Source organism: Ruegeria lacuscaerulensis (genome assembly GCF_013033355.1).
GTDB classification, from domain to species: domain Bacteria; phylum Pseudomonadota; class Alphaproteobacteria; order Rhodobacterales; family Rhodobacteraceae; genus Ruegeria; species Ruegeria lacuscaerulensis_A.
In genome coordinates this window covers 289134-305948 of record NZ_WQDY01000003.1, presented here as the reverse complement: position 1 = coordinate 305948, position 16815 = coordinate 289134, and the positions used below count along the sequence as shown (strand labels likewise).

Annotated in this window: 16 protein-coding genes; 10 read left to right on the top strand and 6 right to left on the bottom strand. The window is 57.6% G+C overall.

Features of this window, described 5'->3' with window-relative positions:
- Window positions 1-98 precede the first annotated feature (98 nt).
- The 5 genes from GOW48_RS07630 to GOW48_RS07610 all read left to right on the top strand — a co-directional run bounded on the left by GOW48_RS07630 (window position 99) and on the right by GOW48_RS07610 (window position 3921).
- Window positions 99-521: a DUF2852 domain-containing protein gene (locus GOW48_RS07630; protein ID WP_170752663.1), complete on the top strand. Its 423-nt coding sequence runs from the start codon at window positions 99-101 to the stop codon at window positions 519-521.
- 67 nt (window positions 522-588) lie between these two features.
- Complete coding sequence (locus tag GOW48_RS07625) at window positions 589-1020, top strand: RDD family protein (protein ID WP_170354758.1); 432 nt, start codon at window positions 589-591, stop codon at window positions 1018-1020.
- A gap of 78 nt (window positions 1021-1098) precedes the next feature.
- Window positions 1099-1923 carry an arginyltransferase gene (locus GOW48_RS07620; protein ID WP_170354469.1) on the top strand — a complete coding sequence of 275 codons (825 nt, stop codon included), beginning with the start codon at window positions 1099-1101 and terminating at the stop codon, window positions 1921-1923.
- A 6-nt stretch (window positions 1924-1929) separates the two neighbouring features.
- Complete coding sequence (locus GOW48_RS07615; protein ID WP_170752661.1) at window positions 1930-2319, top strand: VOC family protein; 390 nt, start codon at window positions 1930-1932, stop codon at window positions 2317-2319.
- 243 nt (window positions 2320-2562) lie between these two features.
- Window positions 2563-3921, top strand: a complete 1359-nt coding sequence (locus GOW48_RS07610) for a dicarboxylate/amino acid:cation symporter (RefSeq protein WP_170752659.1) — start codon at window positions 2563-2565, stop codon at window positions 3919-3921.
- Between the two features lie 56 nt (window positions 3922-3977).
- Here GOW48_RS07610 and GOW48_RS07605 read toward each other — a convergent pair whose 3' ends face one another.
- The 3 genes from GOW48_RS07605 to GOW48_RS07595 all read right to left on the bottom strand — a co-directional run bounded on the left by GOW48_RS07605 (window position 3978) and on the right by GOW48_RS07595 (window position 8477).
- Window positions 3978-6332 (bottom strand): TRAP transporter large permease, encoded by a 2355-nt coding sequence (locus tag GOW48_RS07605; RefSeq protein WP_170752657.1) that lies wholly within the window; start codon window positions 6330-6332, stop codon window positions 3978-3980.
- 17 nt (window positions 6333-6349) lie between these two features.
- The gene (locus GOW48_RS07600; protein ID WP_170752655.1) at window positions 6350-7276 is read right to left on the bottom strand and encodes a TRAP transporter small permease subunit; all 927 of its coding nucleotides are present in this window, start codon (window positions 7274-7276) and stop codon (window positions 6350-6352) included.
- A gap of 118 nt (window positions 7277-7394) precedes the next feature.
- Complete coding sequence (locus GOW48_RS07595) at window positions 7395-8477, bottom strand: TRAP transporter substrate-binding protein (RefSeq protein WP_170354474.1); 1083 nt, start codon at window positions 8475-8477, stop codon at window positions 7395-7397.
- 247 nt (window positions 8478-8724) lie between these two features.
- Here GOW48_RS07595 and GOW48_RS07590 point away from each other — a divergent pair, with 247 nt between their 5' ends.
- Both GOW48_RS07590 and GOW48_RS07585 read left to right on the top strand, forming a co-directional pair.
- Window positions 8725-10158 (top strand): cache domain-containing protein, encoded by a 1434-nt coding sequence (locus GOW48_RS07590; protein ID WP_170752653.1) that lies wholly within the window; start codon window positions 8725-8727, stop codon window positions 10156-10158.
- Complete coding sequence (locus tag GOW48_RS07585; RefSeq protein ID WP_170752651.1) at window positions 10155-10802, top strand: response regulator transcription factor; 648 nt, start codon at window positions 10155-10157, stop codon at window positions 10800-10802. The genes GOW48_RS07590 and GOW48_RS07585 overlap by 4 nt, the downstream gene beginning before the upstream one ends.
- Before the next feature lie 75 nt (window positions 10803-10877).
- Here the strand turns inward: GOW48_RS07585 and GOW48_RS07580 are convergent, their stop codons facing one another.
- Together GOW48_RS07580 and GOW48_RS07575 are read right to left on the bottom strand one after the other, a co-directional pair.
- Window positions 10878-11261 (bottom strand): bleomycin resistance protein, encoded by a 384-nt coding sequence (locus GOW48_RS07580; RefSeq protein ID WP_170752648.1) that lies wholly within the window; start codon window positions 11259-11261, stop codon window positions 10878-10880.
- A 46-nt stretch (window positions 11262-11307) separates the two neighbouring features.
- Window positions 11308-12153: a HalD/BesD family halogenase gene (locus tag GOW48_RS07575; protein ID WP_170752646.1), complete on the bottom strand. Its 846-nt coding sequence runs from the start codon at window positions 12151-12153 to the stop codon at window positions 11308-11310.
- A 424-nt stretch (window positions 12154-12577) separates the two neighbouring features.
- On the opposite strand from GOW48_RS07575, the gene GOW48_RS07570 reads away from it, so the two are divergent.
- From GOW48_RS07570 to GOW48_RS07560, 3 genes are all read left to right on the top strand, one after another.
- Window positions 12578-14329: an acetolactate synthase 3 large subunit gene (locus GOW48_RS07570; protein ID WP_170354479.1), complete on the top strand. Its 1752-nt coding sequence runs from the start codon at window positions 12578-12580 to the stop codon at window positions 14327-14329.
- 67 nt (window positions 14330-14396) lie between these two features.
- Window positions 14397-14957: an acetolactate synthase small subunit gene (gene ilvN / locus GOW48_RS07565; protein ID WP_170354480.1), complete on the top strand. Its 561-nt coding sequence runs from the start codon at window positions 14397-14399 to the stop codon at window positions 14955-14957.
- A 290-nt stretch (window positions 14958-15247) separates the two neighbouring features.
- Window positions 15248-15994, top strand: coding sequence for a helix-turn-helix domain-containing protein (locus GOW48_RS07560; protein WP_170354481.1), 747 nt, complete (start codon window positions 15248-15250; stop codon window positions 15992-15994).
- 12 nt (window positions 15995-16006) lie between these two features.
- On the opposite strand, the gene GOW48_RS07555 is transcribed toward GOW48_RS07560, so the two are convergent.
- Window positions 16007-16795, bottom strand: a complete 789-nt coding sequence (locus tag GOW48_RS07555) for a DUF2189 domain-containing protein (RefSeq protein WP_170752645.1) — start codon at window positions 16793-16795, stop codon at window positions 16007-16009.
- Between the last annotated feature and the right edge of the window lie 20 nt (window positions 16796-16815).

Sequence of the window (16815 nt, the reverse complement as noted above, 5' to 3'; positions counted from 1 at the left end):
AGCCAATGTAAAACATTTTTACATACACCCCTTGCAACCTGCCGCCCAACTCCCATCTATTCAATGTGAAAACAATTTACATCAACCCGGAGACCAAAATGACCGCACTATCCGACCCCGCCGTCCCTTCAAATCCGGGATGGCTGCACCGTATCGAGGCCTGGCTGGACGACAAGGGCAAAGGCGCCTGGATTGCCGCCATGGTCCTAGGTTTCATCTTTTTCTGGCCTGTGGGCCTGGCCCTTCTGGCCTATATGATCTGGAGCAAGCGCATGTTCAGCAAATCCTGCAGCCGTCGCACGTCCTGGAACAGCCACATGAGCGCGATGAAACCGTCGGGCAACAGCGCCTTTGATGCCTATAAGGCCGACACCCTGGCCCGGCTCGAGCGCGAACAACAGGATTTCGAAGCCTTCCTGCGCCGCCTGCGCGATGCCAAGGACAAGGCCGAGTTCGATCAATTCATGGACGAACGCGCCCGTGATAACCACGATGCAGACGAAAGCGACGCACGCGCCTGATCTGATCCTTGCCCTGCCCCGGTTTTCGGGACAGGGTGAACCCATTCAACGACGCGGATATCCCTATATGACTCATCTACCAGATCCAGATCGCCAACCGGAATTCTATCAATCGGTGGCGACCAAGCGCTTTGTCGCCTGGCTGTTCGATATCGCGCTGATATCGCTGCTTTGTATTGTTCCGATCTTCCTCACTCTGGGTGCGGGGTTGTTTTTCCTGCCTCTGATCTATGCCGTCATCAGCTTTGTCTACCGTGTCGTCACCATTGCGAACGGGTCGGCCACTTTGGGCATGCGTTTTATGGGAATCGAACTGCGCGATGCATTCGGCGCACGGATGGACCTGGGCAAGGCTATCGCCCATACGGCGGGATATTTCGTGAGTATGGCGATCTTTGTGGTGCAGGTCATCTCGGTCATCATGATGCTGACCAGTTCCCGCGGACAGGGCCTGACGGATTCCTTCCTTGGAACGGTGATGATCAACCAGCGCGCGTAATAGTAACCCTGTAGCGTGAATCACTTGGCGGCTCCGGGATCGATTGCTATCATCCCGGTCAGAAAAAACGGGACTTTCATGCGACACACGCTGCCTATAGCGCCACAATTCTATGTGACGGCCCCACAGCCTTGCCCCTATCTTGAGGGCAGGATGGAGCGGAAGCTGTTCACAGCCCTACAGGGTGAAGGGGCAGATCAACTGAATAACTCGTTGTCGCAACAAGGGTTTCGCCGCTCGCAAAACGTCCTGTACCGGCCGTCATGTGCCGATTGCGCCGCTTGTCTGTCAGCCCGTATCGACGTATCCGCGTTTGCCCCCAGCAAAAGCCAAAAGCGCGCAGTCAAGCGAAACGCGTACCTGCAGCGCAAGGCCAATTCGCCTTGGGCCACCGATGAACAGTACGAGCTGTTTCGCCGCTATCTGGATACCCGCCATGCCGATGGAGGTATGGCCGATATGGACGTGTTCGAATTCGCCGCAATGATCGAGGAAACTCCGATCCGCAGCCGCGTTGTGGAATATGCGGACCCCGACACCGATAACCTGATCGCCGTCAGTCTGACCGATGTTCTGGATGACGGGCTTAGCATGGTCTACTCGTTCTATGACCCGCATCAACCGCAGAATTCCTTGGGCACCTATATGATCCTTGATCATATCGACATCGCGCGCGAGGCCGGACTGCCCTATGTTTATCTTGGATATTGGGTCCCTGGCAGCCCCAAGATGGGATATAAGGCCCGGTTTTCGGGGTTGGAGGCATATATTCAAGGTGAATGGGTCAAGGTCGGAAACCCGGCTGATCTTGCAGGATCGGGCCACCACCCTCTGTCGACCGCTCCGATTGCCGAACAAGTGGCGAATATCCAATTGCCTGACCGACACCCGACCAAAGGCTGAAGTCCCATGCGTCAGAGCCTGCATGCGGTGACCCTCGTGGTGCCAGACTACGATGCTGCGATTTCATTTTGCACGCAAACCCTAAGCTTTACGCTCGAGCAGGACATTGATTTGGGTGATGGTAAACGTTGGGTGCGCGTGGCTCCTCCCAATGCGCCCGAGGGGTCTTTGCTGCTGGCCAAAGCGACTGACGTCGATCAAAACAAGGCCATAGGCAACCAAACCGGCGGACGTGTCGGCTTTTTCCTGGCAACGGATGATTTTCAACGCGACCACGCGGCCATGACGGCGGCTGGCGTGACGTTCGAGGAAACCCCGCGTCGTGAACCTTATGGAACCGTCGCGGTCTGGCGCGACCCGTTTGGAAATCGCTGGGATTTGATCGAGTTCAGCTAGCGCTTGTTCCAGCATTTTGACTGTCTCGGGGCAGATCCGTCAGAAAAGATGAACAATTATTAATCATCTAAATGGCGACTTCCCTACGGACAGCGATTGAATCCTTACCCCACGTCACCAAGTAATCCTGACCCTCAGCCGTTCGACCCCGTTTAGATCCGCTCGGCTGGGCTTCAATGACATAGCCCGTGATGCAACAGGTTCCCGACCTGCGGGTTTGGCTTTGGTAAAGGGAGACGGACAATGACTCATGCTATTCGACGGCTGCTTGCGGCCAACCTGACGACGCAAATTCTAACGGCCCTTGCGCTTGGTTCAGCCCTTGGACTGGCCCTGAACTATTGGCACATACCGTTCCTTCAAGAACATCTGGTCAATGGCTTGTTCAGCATGGTCGGCCAGATGTTCCTGAACGCGCTGCAGATGCTGGTCGTACCGCTGGTGGTTTTTTCCCTACTGTGCGGCGTGGTTGGGATTGGTGATCTCAAGGTCTTGGGGCGTGTCGGAGGGCTGACCTTTGTGACCTATCTGGCGACCACGGCGCTGGCGGTGATGACGGCGCTTGTGTTTGCCAACATCTTCAACCCCGGCATGGGATTTGACAGCCTGCATATGGCCAGCGCGGATGTGTCCGTCGCAACGCAGGATACCGCGTGGCAGATACTGGCAAACATCATCCCCAAGAACCCGGTTCAGGCGCTGGCCAATGGCGAAATGCTGCAGATCATCTTTTATGTGATCGTTGTCGGTATTGCGGTACTGATGATCGGAAGCCGCGCCAAAGCCTTTGTCGAGGGCTGTACCTTCATGAACGAACTAGCGATGAAAATCGTCGAGATCGTGATGGCCTTCGCTCCGATCGGCGTCTTCTGTCTGATTGCCAAGACCTTTGCGCTGGAAGGTTTCGGCCTGTTTGCCCCGGTCATCGGATACCTGGCGACCATCAGCCTGACGCTTGTCTTCCACCTCTGCGTGACATTGATGGTGCTGCTTTATGTCTGCACCGGTCTCAGCCCGCGCGCGTTTCTGCGCAAAATGCGCTCGGCGCAGGTGTTTGCCTTCTCGACCTCAAGCTCGAACGCGACGATCCCGGCCTCGATGCAGTGCGTGACCCAGCGCATCGGTGTGGACCGCTCGATTGCCTCGTTCGGCATCCCTTTGGGCGCGACGATCAACATGGACGGAACTGCGATCATGCATGGGGTGGCGACGGTGTTCCTGGCCAATGCCTATGGGATTGATCTGGGCTTTGGTGGATATATGACCATCATCTCGATCTCGGTTCTGGCCTCAATCGGCACTGCCGGAGTGCCTGGCGTGGGTATCGTGATGCTGGCCATGGTGTTGAATCAACTGGGAATGCCGCTGGACGGGATCGCCATCATCCTCGCCGTTGACCGGATCATCGACATGATGCGGACGGTGGTGAACATCACCGGCGACGCGGTTGTCACCACCATTGTCGCCCAGCGTGTCGGCAAGCTGGACAGGGCGGTCTTCAATGACCCCGACGCCGGGATCCTGACCCCTGCCACGCTGGATATCGACCACGAGGCCGAAGCTGCTTTTGCGGAACTGACGCATCCCAAAGCCGAAGCCTGAACAAAAAAGACCGGAGGCCACAGGGCCTCCGGTCTGTCATTTTTATGTCGGCCTGATCAATTCGGGATCAGATCCGGCACGATGGTCACGATGGTCGGGAAGAACCATAGGATACCAATCCCGACTACCTGAATCAGCACGAATGGAATGATCCCGCGATAGATATGACCTGTTGTGACCTCTTTAGGCGCAACGCCCCTTAGGTAGAACAGCGCGAACCCGAAAGGTGGCGTCAGGAACGAGGTCTGCAGGTTCACCGCCACCATGATCGTGACCCATTTCGGATCGAACGACCCGCCATAGATCACCGGGCCCACGATGGGGATCACGATGTAGATGATCTCGAGGAAGTCCAGCACAAAGCCCAGAATGAACAGCACCAGCATCACGATCAGGAAGACCGTGAACTCGTTGTCGAAACTGCGCAGGAACTGCTGGATATAGTGCTCACCCCCGAACGAGATCACCACAAGATTCAGCAACTGCGAGCCGATCAGGATGGTGAAGACCATCGAGGTCACCTTGGCTGTCTCGCGCACCACGGGCGTCAGAACCCCGCTGGTAAACAAGACCCAGCAACCAAACAGCAAGCCGAACAGGGCAAATAGATAGGCGCCATAGGCCACGATGAAGGCAATCCAGGTCTCGACGCTGACATCGCTCTGGTTGATGCGCAGGTCAAAGTTCACACCCATCAGCAAGGCCACGATCACGGCCAAAGTCGCCCAGATGATCACCTTGGCCGAGCGGCCCTGATCCTGCAGCTTGCGGTACGCGGCCAGCATGATCGCCCCGCCTGCCCCCAGCGCCGCAGCGGGCGTCGGGTTGGTCACACCGCCCAGGATCGAGCCCAGAACCGCGATGATCAGAACCAGCGGCGGGAAGACCACGCGGATCAGATCATTGGTCGCGCAGCGCGCAGCGGCCTCTTTGCACCCATAAATGGCCAGCGCAAACGGCACCGCCATCAAGACAAAGGTCGCCCCCGAGGACGTGGTTGGCGCAATGAGCAGGACATCGACCAGCAGCATCAGCAACAGGCCGATGGCCCCTACGGTCAGCGGCTGCGTCGGCTTCGATGGCGCAATGCCGCGACCCATGACCAGCGTCAGACCCAGCAGCACGACCATGACAGCCACACCCGTGCCGATCGGCGCAGCAGCAGCGATCTTGGCTTGTTGCGCAGCAACCAGTTCTTCTTCGGTCAGGCGTGTCGACTCGGCGGTGCCACCTGCGGCATCGATGGCCTCTTGCTCGGCCACGGCCTGATCCCAAGCCAATTGTCCGTGCAAGTCGATCATCGAGGCTTTGCATTCCTCAGACACGTTCGTGCGCAGCGATGCGCCCTCACCGATATCCGAGAAAGCCGAGACGCTGATGTTCTGGCTTCCGACAACACCAGCACTGCTCAGAACCATCATGCCCACGATCAGCGCAACCGGTGCACCCAGCAACCAGGTCAGACCTTCGGCACGGGTGATCGGCTCACCACTACCGCCTGACATTTCAACGGCCGGGGCTTTTTCCGGATTCAGCAACGCATAGCCAAAGGCATAAAGCGCATAAAGCAGCGCCAGCATGATCCCCGGCAGCAAAGCTGCTTGGAACAATGTCCCAACCGAGACCACGGCAGGCTCACCCAGATAGGTCAGCGCGTCTGTACAGCCTGCATCCTGCGCGCGGGTTTCCTGCGCGGTCGAATACAGATCACCGGCCAGTGTCCCCAAAAGAACGATCACGATCGACGGTGGGATTATCTGCCCCAACGTGCCCGAGGCCGCGATCACACCGGTCGCCAGTTCCGGCGAGTAGTTGTTGCGCAGCATGGTTGGCAGCGCCAGCAAGCCCATGGTCACAACGGTCGCGCCCACGATCCCGGTCGAAGCGGCAAGGAACGCCCCCACAACCACAATCGACACGGCCAGACCACCGGGCAGCGGGCCAAAGACACGTGCCATCGTGGTCAGCAGATCGTTTGCGATCTTCGAGCGTTCCAGCGTGATGCCCATCAGGACGAACATCAGAACGGCCAGCAGGGTTTCAATCGACTGACCGGCCAGAACGCGTTCGTTCATGCGGTTCACGATGAAGGACACGTTGCGGTCCAGCGCGGTTTCCCAGCCCTGTACAAAGACCGGCTCGGCGATCCTTGGTAAGTCCGGGAAGCGGAAAACCGACACCGTGTCGGGTTTGACGCCCGAATTCACGAGATCTCGGTAGGCTTGGGAGCCGGTATCAATTGCCTGGTGGATCAGCAGCCCGGCACTGTCCAGCGCTGCGATGATCCCGAAGGAAATGATCCCTGCCCCGCCGATGGCGAACGCCACCGGGAAACCGGATAGGATGCCTCCGAAAAGGCAGAAGAATACGATAATGAGGCCTATCTCGACGCCATCAAGTCCGAATAACATAGTCTGGGTCTCCGTCCCTAATGTGCGCCTTCGTAGGCTTCTTCACCCTCACCAAGGCTATCCTTGTCGAGGTATTTTCCTGTGCTCTCGGACCCTTCCGAGTATTCCAGGAACGAGCGGTAGAGGAATGCAATGGCGTGCAGGAACACCATGGCCGCAAAAGCCACCAGCAGGATCTTGAACAGGAAGTAGGCGTTGAACCCGTTGGGGCTGAAACCGATGGTTTCCACGTTCCAGCGCAGCGCGCGGGATTTGGCGACCAGGCGGTCCAACGTATCACTGGCCGAGGGTTTCGGCACGATCAGGTGCCGCCACATGAAGTACCAGCCATACATCCAGGTCAGCACGGCCATAGGCATCATAAACAGAACCGCGCCGCACATGTCGACCACGCGTTTGGCCCGATGGCTGATGCCGGCATAGATCAGGTCAACGCGCACATGCCCGCCCTGCACGAATGTGTAGGTACAGCACAGGCAGACCACCATGGCGTTATAAAGTTTAAGTTCTTCCGCGAACCAGCTGATATCCTGAGTGAATGGTATACCAAGGCCAAAGGACATATCAGGGCGGGTAAACACCCGTTGCATGAAAACGATGACAATCTGCTGGATGACCATCAACAAACCGGCCCATGCAAAGAACCGGCCTGTGGTGTTCGCAAAGCCCTCAAGAACCCGCACCATCCCCCACATGAAATTGCGGTAGTACAGACCGACGGCGGTCAGAACCAGAAAGAATGTGAAGATCACAAAGAAGAACTCGACCGAGCCACCGTAATAGACAAAGCGCATGATCGACGCCTTGTCTGACCAGTCTAGCCAGAGTTGCGGATGCGTGATGGCGTATCCGAAATTATAGAAGGCTTCGGCAATGTTCTGGATGAACCATACAAGTCCATTCCACAGGGCGCCGAAGAACGAGATACCGTTTTCGTCCTGCATGTTGTCCCCAGGTCGCGTCAGTTGCACCTATGATGCGCGGCTGTCCGAACCGCGCTGTTGCAACGGGAAAGGCTTCCCCACGCGTGGTGGGGAAACCGTTTGGTCGAAGAAACGCTGCTTAGCCGCGAACGCGGTCGCGCTGGGTGGTGTAGGCACCCGACGACAGGTTGTTCCATGCCGAAGACGCTGCCATCGACGACATTGCGCTGTCGTGGATTTTCTTGAACAGCTCGTCGCCCATGTTTTCGTCCAGAACTTCCTGGCTGGCCTGACCGAAGGCATCCCAGACGCTGTCGGGGAATTCCAGAACCTTCACGCCACCCGACTGCAGGCGCTGCAGCGCCGCGCCGTTGTTGGCCAGGAATTGCGCCAGGTTCCACTGGTGTGCTTCACCAGCCGCGATCTCGATGATCTTCTGCTGTGCAGGTGTCAGTTCGTCGAACACGTCGCGGTTCGTTGCCAGCGACAGACCTGCGCCCGGCTCGTGGAAGCCCGCGGTGTAGTATGTCTTGGTGATTTCCTGGAAACCGGCTTTTTCGTCCGCCCAGGGGCCAATCCACTCGGTGCCGTCAATCGCACCCGAGGACAGCGCCTGATACACTTCCGAGCCCGGAATGTTCTGAACCGATGCGCCCAGTTTGCCCAGTGCCTGACCACCCAGACCCGGCATGCGGAATTTCAGACCCTGGAAATCCTCGGGGCCGTTGATCTCTTTCGAGTACCAGCCGCCCGCCTGCGCACCGGTGTTCCCGGCCAGGAAGGATTTCAGGCCAAAGATTTCGCCCAGCTCGTCATGCAGCTCCATGCCGCCATCGTGGTAGTACCAGTTCACCAGTTCCTGCGCGGTCATGCCGAACGGAACAGCGGTGAAGAACGCGTAGCCCGGGTGCTGACCCACAAAGTAATAATCGGCAGCGTGGTACATGTCGGCCTGGCCGGACGAAACGGCGTCAAAGACCTCGAACGCGCCAACCAGTTCGCCCGCGGCTTTGATTTCGACCGTCAGGTCGCCATCGGACATCGTAGTGATGCTGTCGGCGCAACGCTGTGCGCTGTCAAAAACGCCCGCCAGACCGCGACCCCACGAGGTCACCATGGTCAGGGTACGCTTGCCCTGTGCATAAGCCGGTGCTGCCAGCGTGGTGGCCGCAGCAGCCGAGCCGCCCAGAGCAGATGTTTTTAGAAATGAACGACGATCCATATGAGTGTTCCTCCCCTACATAGTTCAAACCCCCGAACGATCTCGGGGCAGTCGTTTTCAGTGCGCGCCAGCCTAATGACAGGAATTTGAATGTGAATACCTACTACTACGTAGGTAAGCCGGTTTTTCTGCGGCGAGGCGTAGAAATTGGGGAAACGTCCAGTGCTTTCCGCTCGCGAACGATAGAAAAAACCGGTCTCGAGCAAAGATTTTGCATTTTCCCGCGCGCTTGCGTATCGATTCGTCCATGAAAGGATTTCGCAACCTGATCTCGCTGACCTATGGCCAGAAACTGTCACTTGTGGCAGCTATCCCGCTATTGGTGGCCGTGGCGGCAATTGCGTTCTTTGTTACACAGGAAGCCCGCGCCACGGCCGAGCGCGAAATTCAGGCACTTGAACGTCGCCTGATCGAGGCCAAGAAAGAAGAACTGCGCAACTATGTCACGCAGGCCCGCAACGGGTTTGCCTATATCTATGGCCGCGCTACGCCCGACGATAAGGTCGCGCAGAATCTTGTGACACAGATCCTGTCGGCGATGATCTACGGTAAGGACGGATTCTTCTTCGTCTATGACTATGACGGCAACAACCTTGTCAGCCCACGTCAGACGCAATTCATCAACCGCAACTGGGAGGGGCTGACCGACAGCGATGGCACTCCTGTCGTGGATGAGTTCATTCGCCTCGCCCGTCAGGGCGCGGGATGGCACAGCTTTATGTGGCAAAAGCCCTCGACCGGGGAAGAGGCGCAGATGATCGCCTATGTGGTCGGCCTGCAGGACTGGCGCTGGGCCGTGGGGACCGGCGTTTTCATCGACGATATCGTAGCAACCGTCGCCAATGCCCGTGCCGAGGTCGAGGCCCGTGTGCAGCGCACCTTTGGATACATCGGCGCTATCGTTCTGGCGGCTGTCCTAATCGTTTTCACATCGGGGATGCTGCTGAACGTTCGCGAGCGCAGGTTGGCCGACGCAAAGCTGAAAGAGCTGACACAACGCGTTTTCGATGCGCAAGAGGAAGAGCGGGGCCGCGTGGCGCGCGAATTACATGACGGGATCAGCCAGATCCTTGTGGGCGTGCGCTATGCGTTGGATAACGCCCGCAGGCGGTTGGAACGTGGCGATGATGCGGGCGCGCGTGACCCTTTGGGCAAGGGCATCGACCATCTGGGGTCTGCCATCACCGAAGTTCGTCGCATAAGCCGCGACCTGCGTCCCGGCGTTTTGGACGACCTCGGGCTTGGCCCTGCCCTCAAGGCATTGACCGATGACTTTAGGGACCGCACCGGAACCGACACCGAGTTCTCAACGGTTGTCTTCCGCAACCGTCTGGATCAGGACAGCAAGATTGCGCTCTACCGTATCGCGCAAGAGGCCCTGACCAATATCGAACGCCATTCCGGCGCAACTCGTGTTACGATAGACCTGCGCGGCCACAAAAAGGGCGCAACCATGCGGATCACCGACAACGGCCGCGGACTGCGCAGTGCACCCGGCGACGGCAGTACGGGGATCGGGTTGCGAAACATGCAGGAGCGTATCGAACAGCTTGACGGATCGCTGCGTATTCTGTCATCACGCGGCCCACGCAGCGGAACGGTGATCGAGGTCAGCCTGCCTCTCAGCCATTTGCTGCCGCCACAGGAAGACGCCACGCCCAACCGAAAGGCCGGTACATGAGCGACGCCACAATCCGTGTCCTTATCGTAGACGACCACCCGATGGTCGCCGAAGGGATACAGTCGATCCTCGAAAGCTACGACGAAATCACTGTTGTCGGAACGCTCAGCAGCGGGCAGGACGCCGTAGATCAGGTCGCTACTCTGGCACCTGATGTGATCTTGATGGATTTGAACATGCCCGGCATGGGCGGCCTTAGCGCGACCGAGATCATTCTGGAACGCCTGCCTCAAACCCGCGTTCTGGTCCTGTCCATGCACGACAGCCCTGAATACATTTCGACAGCCCTCAGTCACGGGGCCAAGGGATATGTCCTCAAGGATGTTCCGACAGACGAGATCAAGAAGGCCATCGATGCCGTCATGCAAGGCGAGCAATACCTGTGCACCGGGGCCAGCGGATCGCTGGAACCCAAAAGCGGTGGTACGCGCGAGGCCCTGACGGGTCGGGAACAGACCATTCTATTGGAACTGGCGCAGGGAAAATCCAACAAAGAAGTAGCCCAAACGTTGGACATCTCGGTCCGCACGGTCGAGACCCACCGCAAGAACATCAAGCGCAAACTGGGAATTTCTTCGACCGCCGGTCTGACTCGCTATGCGCTCGAGCATGGAGTCTTGCAGGGCACCAGCCCCGGTTTCTGACCGCAGCGCGGCACGCGCTGCCCGGCCCAACCGGCGGAGATGCGCCGCAGGCGCATTGACAACGGGCAGGAGCACTCAGCCCCGGGGCCTGATGTCCTGACCGAAAAAGACCAGCGTTCCATCTTCATCAATGACGTGAAACTCGCGCTGCTGATAGGGTTGGTCAAATGGTGGCCGCACGCGCACCTCGGGCAAACTCTCCAACCCCGCGCGTAGGGTTTCATACAGCGCGTCAACATCATCCACGTCTATGTAGAACGATTGCTCATCGCCTAACTGTCGTCGGTCTTTGCGCGGCGGGCATTCCAGCAAACGAATGGCCACTGGGCCAAGCGACAGAAACGCATAATTGTCTTGCCGAAACTCGCAGGCAAACCCAAGACGGTTGCAATAGAAGTCGATCTGCTTTTGCAAAGAAGAGCACAATACAAATGGAGTGAGCTGCAATATTTCAGGCATACGCGCCTCTGGTGGCAAATCTATCTCACGCGCAGGCCACCACGTTTCAATCCAGCAATGGATCGTTTCTCAGCCCCTCCCGATCATGGTGATGTTGTAGCACCCGACCATAAAGCTGTTTGGTTCGCTCAACGCTGCCACACATCCCTTCGGCTTTGGCGAATGAGAAAATGCCGACGTAACGGCTGCGCGGCCCTTTCACAGGGGCCACCCGGTGCAACGCGTACCGCCCACGGAATATCTGCAGATCGCCAGGAAGCAGTTCCAATTCACGGACCCTTGCCCTGCTACCGTCAAGAATCGAAGCGACCGATTCAAACTGCTCGTCCTCTGCTGTTCGAAGGTTCGGGACGTATTCGAACGCACCGCCTGCCTCACCATTTTGAATGGCCAGTGTGACCGTGTAGTTGTTGGTGTCGAAATGCCATGGAAAACCCTGCCCCTCCTCCACAACGTTGATGATCACATCCGCCAACGGGTCATCGTAGCGAAAGAACTTGTCTTCCGGTTCGTTCAGCGCCGCCCGGATAAAAGGCAAAAAAGGTTCAGACTCATATATACGCCTCAACGGCCCGGAATTCGGGAAATTATCCGCAGGCACAAACGCGTTCGAACGATCATAAAACTGCCGCACCGGGTGGGATCTTTCCAGCGTAGGATCGTCCTGCGTGAAATAGGCGTTCGTCCGGTTGAACGAGCGATGGGCGTGACCTGCGACAAGCTCAGCCTCTTGCAACAGCGACGCGACACCTTCGGCATGAACGAACCCCGGCATGACGGCGCAGCCATCCTGATCCAGTTCTTTTCGCAGATCGTTGATTAACTGCTCATATGCCCGCGAGTCCGGACAATCTATCGGATACCGTCCCAGATCAATCAGATCATGCAGCATGGTCTGCCTCCGTTGCCAGCAAAGGTCTGGGTCAGGTTGCCTCAGCTTTGAGCCGCAATCATGCTCGTTTCGGACATCGTCGTGACGCTTTTGAGCACAAGCGAAACAGGCGAATGCAGGGAATCAGCACCCCTATTTCGCAAAAATTCCAGACATGCGGCAATCTGCGCAATAAAATGTCGCAAAATTCACTGCCTGGGATAGAAAATTGGTGCAATTGCCTGTTGACGCCCCGTCGCGCCGCCCATAATGTCCCTGCACGCAAAAAAGGAGCCTCTGGCGATGAAAGCGCTAGTAGTAATCGTAGGAAAAACGCGCATGGGCCGGTGACGGTAAACCATAATCCAACCCATGCGCCTCCGAAAATCTCGGGGGCTTTTTTTTGGCAACACGCAAGACACATGTCGCGAACGGAGCAAAGCAGATGACACGTGAGATGACCGGCGCAAAGATGGTGGTTCAGGCCCTCAAGGATCAGGGCGTGGACACGGTATTCGGATACCCCGGCGGCGCCGTGCTACCAATCTATGATGAGATTTTTCTGCAAAACGACATTCGCCACATTCTGGTGCGTCACGAACAGGGGGCCGTGCACGCCGCCGAAGGCTATGCGCGGTCGACCGGCAAGCCCGGCGTTGCGCTTGTGACCTCAGGCCCCGGTGCCACCAACGCGGTGACCGGCCTGACCGACGCACTGCTGGATTCGATCCCGATCGTCGTTTTGACCGGTCAGGTGCCGACCTTCATGATCGGTTCGGACGCGTTCCAAGAGGCTGACACCGTTGGCATCACCCGCCCCTGCACCAAGCATAACTGGCTGGTGAAGGACACGGATTCGCTGGCCGAGACGATGCACGAGGCGTTCCACGTCGCCACCTCCGGTCGCCCCGGTCCGGTGCTGATCGACATCCCGAAAGACGTGCAGTTCGCCTCAGGTGAGTATTCCGGGCCGAAACCCTCGACCTCGCATTACCAACCGGTTCTAAAAGGCGATCTGGAAGAGATCACCGAGCTGGTCGCGGCGATTGAAACAGCCAAAAAGCCCGTCTTCTATACCGGCGGCGGCGTGATCAACTCGGGCCCTGCCGCCAGCCAATTGCTGCGCGAGCTTGTGGATGCGACCGGCTTTCCCATCACGTCGACCTTGATGGGCCTGGGCTCTTATCCAGCCTCGGGCAAGAATTGGTTGGGTATGCTGGGTATGCACGGCCTGTATGAGGCCAATCTGGCGATGCATGACTGTGACCTGATGATCAACATCGGCGCGCGGTTTGACGACCGGATCACCGGGCGGATTGATGCGTTCTCGCCGAATTCGAAAAAGGCGCATATCGACATTGATCCCTCGTCCATCAACAAGGTGATCCGTGTGGATATCCCGATTGTTGGGGACGTGGCCCATGTGCTGGAGGATATCCTCAAGGTCTGGAAAGCGCGTGGGCGCAAGACGGATGCGGCTGCGGTTGCCAAGTGGCAGGAACAGATCAGCGACTGGCGCAAGGTCAATTGTCTGGCCTACACCAACAGCGAAAAGACGATCAAACCGCAATACGCCCTGCAACGTCTTGAAGAGCTGACTAAAAACCACGACCGCTATATCACGACCGAGGTCGGCCAGCACCAGATGTGGGCCGCGCAGTACCTCGGTTTCGAAGACCCCAACCGCTGGATGACATCGGGCGGTCTGGGCACGATGGGCTATGGCACCCCGGCCTCGATCGGTGTGCAGATGGCGCATCCCGACGCGCTGGTAATCAATGTCGCGGGTGAAGCCTCATGGCTGATGAACATGCAGGAAATGGGCACCGCCGTTCAGTACCGCCTGCCGGTGAAACAGTTCATCCTGAACAACGAACGTCTGGGCATGGTGCGCCAGTGGCAGGAACTGCTGCATGGTGAGCGGTATTCGCATTCGTGGTCCGAGGCCCTGCCCGATTTCGTCAAACTCGCCGAGGCCTTCGGGGCCAAGGGCATCCTGTGTTCCGACCCCGCCGATCTGGATGACGCGATCATGGAAATGATTAACTATGACGGCCCTGTCATCTTTGACTGTCTGGTTGAAAAGCACGAAAACTGCTTCCCCATGATCCCGTCGGGCAAGGCCCATAACGAGATGCTGCTGGGCGAGGCCGAGACGCAGGGCGTGATCGACTCCAAAGGTTCGGTTCTGGTTTAACAAAATTCGTCGAATTTTGTCGGGCGCTCCGGTGCCCGGCTTTCGCAGGATGATGAAAGGGACGTAAATGTCTGCCCTACATATCAAAAAAGGCTCCACCCGCCATTCGGCCTATAACCTACGGCCGACCTTTTCGGACGTGCAGGAGCGCCACACGATTGCGGTTCTGGTCGAAAACGAACCCGGCGTTCTGGCCCGCGTGATCGGCCTGTTTTCGGGCCGTGGTTACAACATCGAAAGCCTGACCGTGGCCGAGGTCGATCACACCGGCCACCTGAGCCGCATCACCATCGTCACCACCGGAACCCCACAGGTGATCGAGCAGATCAAGGCGCAGCTGGGCCGCATCGTGCCCGTGCATGAGGTGCATGACCTGACGGTCGAGGGCCCCTCGGTCGAGCGGGAACTGGCGATCATCAAGGTCGTTGGCGAAGGCGACAAACGGGTTGAGGCGCTGCGTCTGGCAGATATTTTCCGTGCCAATGTGGTCGACAGCACCTTGAATTCATTCATCTTTGAGATCACCGGTGCGCCGGACAAGATCGACGCCTTTGCCGACCTGATGCGCCCGTTGGGTTTGATCGAGATCGCCCGCACAGGTGTCGCCGCACTGCTGCGCGGCGACTGAATATTCTGTCCCGTCCACTGCGCGTACGTAGCGGACGGGACAACTCGGGTTTGATGGCGGCCACACGCGTTTTAGCAATGTGTTGCCCAAAACGTGCCAAAACACCAAAAATTCCATACAATATACTTAAAAGACTATTGCTTTTACGCATCAGGACGTTAGCCTCGTCTTGTGACGTGGCGTTGGGATGCGCTGGTCAGGGTCCTCAGTACGATTGAAGCGCGATTGTCCGGTATATTGCTCGGACAAACAGGGTGAACACGGCAACACATAATAAGACCGGGACAGAAATGACCAACGAAACCCGCAGCCCGGCTGAGCTGCGCAAGATGTTCGGTGATAATCTTCGACTGCTGGCATCGGACTACCCCTCGATTTCTGAACTGTGCCGTCAGCTTGGGATCAACCGCACTCAGTTCAACCGGTACCTTGGCGGAGAGAGCTTTCCACGGCCCGACGTGCTTAATCGTATTTGCTGTTTTTTCGACGTGGACGCACGTATTCTTCTACGACCCCTTAACGAAATCGATCTGCCGGCGCCTCATCCTGCTGCAACGGCTCTGACAGAATTTCTGGGTTCCGGGCCCGGCACTCTGACCGAGGACCTTCTGCCCGCCGGTTTTTATTATGTCTCGGAAACCGCTCTGGACGGGGCGCAGGCGACACGGTACCGCGTGATCCATGCGCGGCGCCTGCCGCAATGCACCATGATCCGCAGCTACGAACCGCCGACGGCCAGCGAGGCGACCTCGCCTGAGTTGCGCGAAGTTCAGGGCATCGCCGCCTGCGCAGGAAGCCAAGTCTACATATTGATGTCGAACCGTACGGCGCAAAACAGCAAAATTTACCTGATGACTCGCTGTGGAGGAGATCAACCGGACACCTGGCGAGGTGTTGCGATTTGCTTGTCCAAAACCACGGCCAACGAGACAACCATGCGTCGCTTGAATTTGCGTTACCTTGGTACACAACCAGCCGCAGCCATAAGCGCGGCCCGCACCGCCCGACGTGCGCATACCATGGCCTTGAACGCTTAGAATAAACGTGGGTTAACCTGGCTCTGCAGCAGCGGATTCAGCTTGTGTGATCTGCCGATACAAGTGCCAGCTCGCATGTCCAAGCAGCGGCAAGATGATCAGCAGTCCAAGAAACCATGGGATCATGGCAAGAAACGTCAGCACGGCGACAAACACGCCCCAACCCAGCATCACCGTCAGGTTCGCACTAACATAGCTGTAGCTGGCGATCATCGCTGTCACGAAATCCAATTCCCGATCCAGCAACATTGGGATGGATAGTACAGTGATCATGTAAAGAAGGGTGGCAAAAACCGCTCCGACCAAAGTTCCGACCGCCAGCATCGTCAGGCCATTTACAGTCAGAAAAACCTCAAGAGAGGTGGAAACGTTGGTCATGGTCGACAGTCCCATGAACAACGCAAAAATCATGTGACCAAGGAAGAACCAGAACAGGAACATGACCACGATGATCGCACAAATTGAGGGCAGCTGACGTCGACCCTGTTGCGCCACAACGCCGAAAATAGAAGCATAATCAAGTGGCTCCCCCAACTCCAACCGATGAGAGACTTCATACAGCCCAACTGCCGCAAAGGGCCCCAATAGTGGGAATCCGATCGCGGCCAGTACCAGCCAATACGAGGTCTGAGTTTGTACCGTGACCCACGCCATTGCCCAGCCCGCGAGGACGTAGAAGCCTGCGAAAACAAGGCCAAAGACCGGCGCACGTCGAAAATCCGCCCAAGCCCGGCTCAAGGCTTCACGCAACATGTCTGTCGTAACCGGCCCCATTTTCGGAACTCCGAAAGGCTTCTCCATTCTGTCTCCCTCCTCCCTGT